The organism is Desulfobacula sp. (assembly GCF_021107415.1).
Genome location: NZ_JAIOSW010000322.1, coordinates 1 through 2,609 on the forward strand (window position 1 = coordinate 1; position 2,609 = coordinate 2,609).

General features: G+C 36.6%; 4 protein-coding genes. 2 read left to right on the plus strand and 2 right to left on the minus strand.

Going from position 1 to position 2,609, the window contains the following annotated elements; all coding sequences use genetic code 11:
- The coding region (locus tag K8S13_RS16485) for a hypothetical protein (protein WP_291464177.1) at window positions 1-444 on the minus strand (444 nt) is incomplete at its 3' end.
- A gap of 293 nt (window positions 445-737) precedes the next feature.
- On the opposite strand from K8S13_RS16485, the gene K8S13_RS16490 reads away from it, so the two are divergent.
- Complete coding sequence (locus K8S13_RS16490; protein WP_291464178.1) at window positions 738-1,166, plus strand: NlpC/P60 family protein; 429 nt, start codon at window positions 738-740, stop codon at window positions 1,164-1,166.
- A 176-nt stretch (window positions 1,167-1,342) separates the two neighbouring features.
- Window positions 1,343-2,239: an exopolyphosphatase gene (locus K8S13_RS16495; RefSeq protein ID WP_291464179.1), complete on the plus strand. Its 897-nt coding sequence runs from the start codon at window positions 1,343-1,345 to the stop codon at window positions 2,237-2,239.
- 193 nt (window positions 2,240-2,432) lie between these two features.
- On the opposite strand, the gene K8S13_RS16500 is transcribed toward K8S13_RS16495, so the two are convergent.
- Window positions 2,433-2,609 (minus strand): 3-oxoacyl-[acyl-carrier-protein] synthase III C-terminal domain-containing protein (locus tag K8S13_RS16500; RefSeq protein ID WP_291464180.1); only part of this gene is annotated, 177 nt, incomplete at its 5' end.

Here is a 2,609-nt window from a genome sequence, read left to right on the forward strand (position 1 = left end):
CTTCATTTTATTATAATCCTCCGGCTGACCGTTCATTCCGGAAAAAATGATAGGAATTTGTGAATCTACAAGTTTTAAAGCAACTGTACGAAAAGCGTTGTCATCAAAGACAACAAGAACGTGTGGTTTAAAAATGTGTATTTCTTTTAAAGCCAGACAAGACTGCTTTTCCATGAGTTCAAGGGTATTGTTTTTTCGTTTGGTGTCCATGAAAAAAGTAAGAATTTCCAGGTTTTCTTTTTCTTTAAATCCGGCTTTTCTTAGTGCTTCGATAACACCATCATGCTGCGGCTGTCCGCAGACGTGATTTGCTTCATAGCTGTGCAGAATGAAAACCCGGTGTGTTAAAGCTGATGAGGTTTCCGCAATTAAGTTGTTTGAATTAATTAAAAAACATGCCAATAAAAAACCGGTGGTAAAAAACACTGAGATTCTGCGTTTCATAATAACCCCCTTTTTAATCAATACTGCTGCAATATTTAGAATGCAAGAAAAACAATTGGTTAAATTATAATCATCCAATTTATTTATCGGCAATTAAATAAAAAACTTTAATCTTTATATAGCCCTTGAAGTCGCTGTTTCGATATTCCTGCACCTTAAATTCATCTATGATTCAAATTTGATGAATTCGTAGAAAATCGAATTTATCAAATATAATTGATTGTTTTTTGCTCACAATATATTTATACTAAAAAAACAATGTCACCAAGTGAAAAATAGAAAGGAGTTAATATATGGATATAGTCGAAAAAAGAGAGGTTGGCTTAAAGGTTGCGTGGAGTTTTCTCGGGACATCATATCTATGGGGTGGCGATGATCCGATGGCAGGTTTTGACTGTTCCGGATTTTGTGTTGAAATATTAAAATCTGTCGGGATACTTCCGAGAAAAGGCGACTGGACAGCACAGATGTTGTGGGAGAGGTTAAAAAACAAAAAAGCAGATAAACCATATGCAGGATGCCTGGTTTTCTGGAATAATACAGCAAAAGACAGGATTGTTCACGTTGAATTTTCAATAAACGATACACTTTGTATCGGAGCCTCTGGCGGAGGGAGTAAAACAATCACTGTAGAAGATGCGATAAAACAAAATGCGTACATTAAAGTTAGACCATGGAAAACGAGGAGGTATGTGAAAGGTTTTTTAGATCCATTCTTATGAATAGCAATAATCTTACGATTGCATCTTGCTCGCAAAGAATACGGATTAAGCAGTAAGTATTTGAAACTACCTCTTGAGTTTACGCAGAATAATTTCATAAATACGACTCAACAAACTTATCAAAACAGGAGAGAAAAATGAAAAATCTCCTAAAATCTAAACCGGAGTAGATACATATGAGAATTGTAACGCGACCTGATTTTGACGGTGTTGTCTGTGCGGCGCTTCTTTATGAGACAGAAGATATTACAGAGCCAGTGAAGTGGGTTGAACCAAGTGATGTTCAGAAAGGTATGGTTGAAATTAGACAGGGTGATATTATTGCAAACCTGCCTTATAACAAGAAATGCTCATTATGGTTCGACCATCATTATACAAATACAATCAACAAACCTTTTAATGGGGCATTTAAGATAGCTCCCTCAGCAGCAGGGATCGTTTTTGAATACTACCAAGATAAATTAAAGCAAGATTATAGCGAACTTATTCAAGAGACAGATAAAATCGATTCGGCGGACTTGTCTATGGATGAGGTTCTGCATCCTGAAAAATATCCTTATATACTTTTGTCAATGACGATTTCAGGGCGAAATGAGGCTGATGAAGCTTACTGGAACAGAGTTGTTGATTTGATAAGAAGGTTTGAAATCGGTGCTGTTGTTAACGACAAAGGAGTAAAAGAACGTTGCAGGACGGTTAAGAGCAATAATAAGAAATATAAAGAGCTTTTATTAAATTACACGCAGGTAAAGAATCACGTGGCTATTACTGATTTTCGTTCCTTAAATGAAACACCAGAAGGAAATCGCTTCCTTGCTTATTCTCTATTTCCCGAATCGGTTGTAAATGTTAAAATACGCTATAATGATAAAGAAAGGCAGATGATTGTGTTAAGTATCGGCCACAGCATTTTTAATAAAAACTGCAATGTAAATGTCGGTCTTTTGCTTTCAAGGTTTGAAGGTGGCGGGCATCAAGGGGCTGCTGCATGCCGTTTTCATGTCAGCAGGGCTGATAATTATATTCGAAAAATTATAGAAATACTAATAAAAAATGAGCCGAATGAAGATTGATGAATTAGACTACTCACGTAGTCAGGCTGAAGCTGTTTAGACTGAAGGTTGAAGGGATCAGAAGAACACGATTGCCGTATTTTGGCTGAATTTGATTCTTGTACCAAACATGGCTTCAAAATGCGTTTTTTCCTAACAGTCTTCAGTCTTCAGCCTATCCACCTGAGTTACAATTAAACTTTTTGTAACTTTATCAATCCATGGCCCATTTAATCAGGCAACTTCCCCATGTATAGCCCGCTCCAAATGCGGATATAACAATCCAGTCCTCTTTTTTTATCAACCTATCCTGGTAAGATTCAGACATGGCTATCGGTATGGTTGCCGCTGTTGTGTTGCCATATTTACCTATATTAACAACTACGTGATC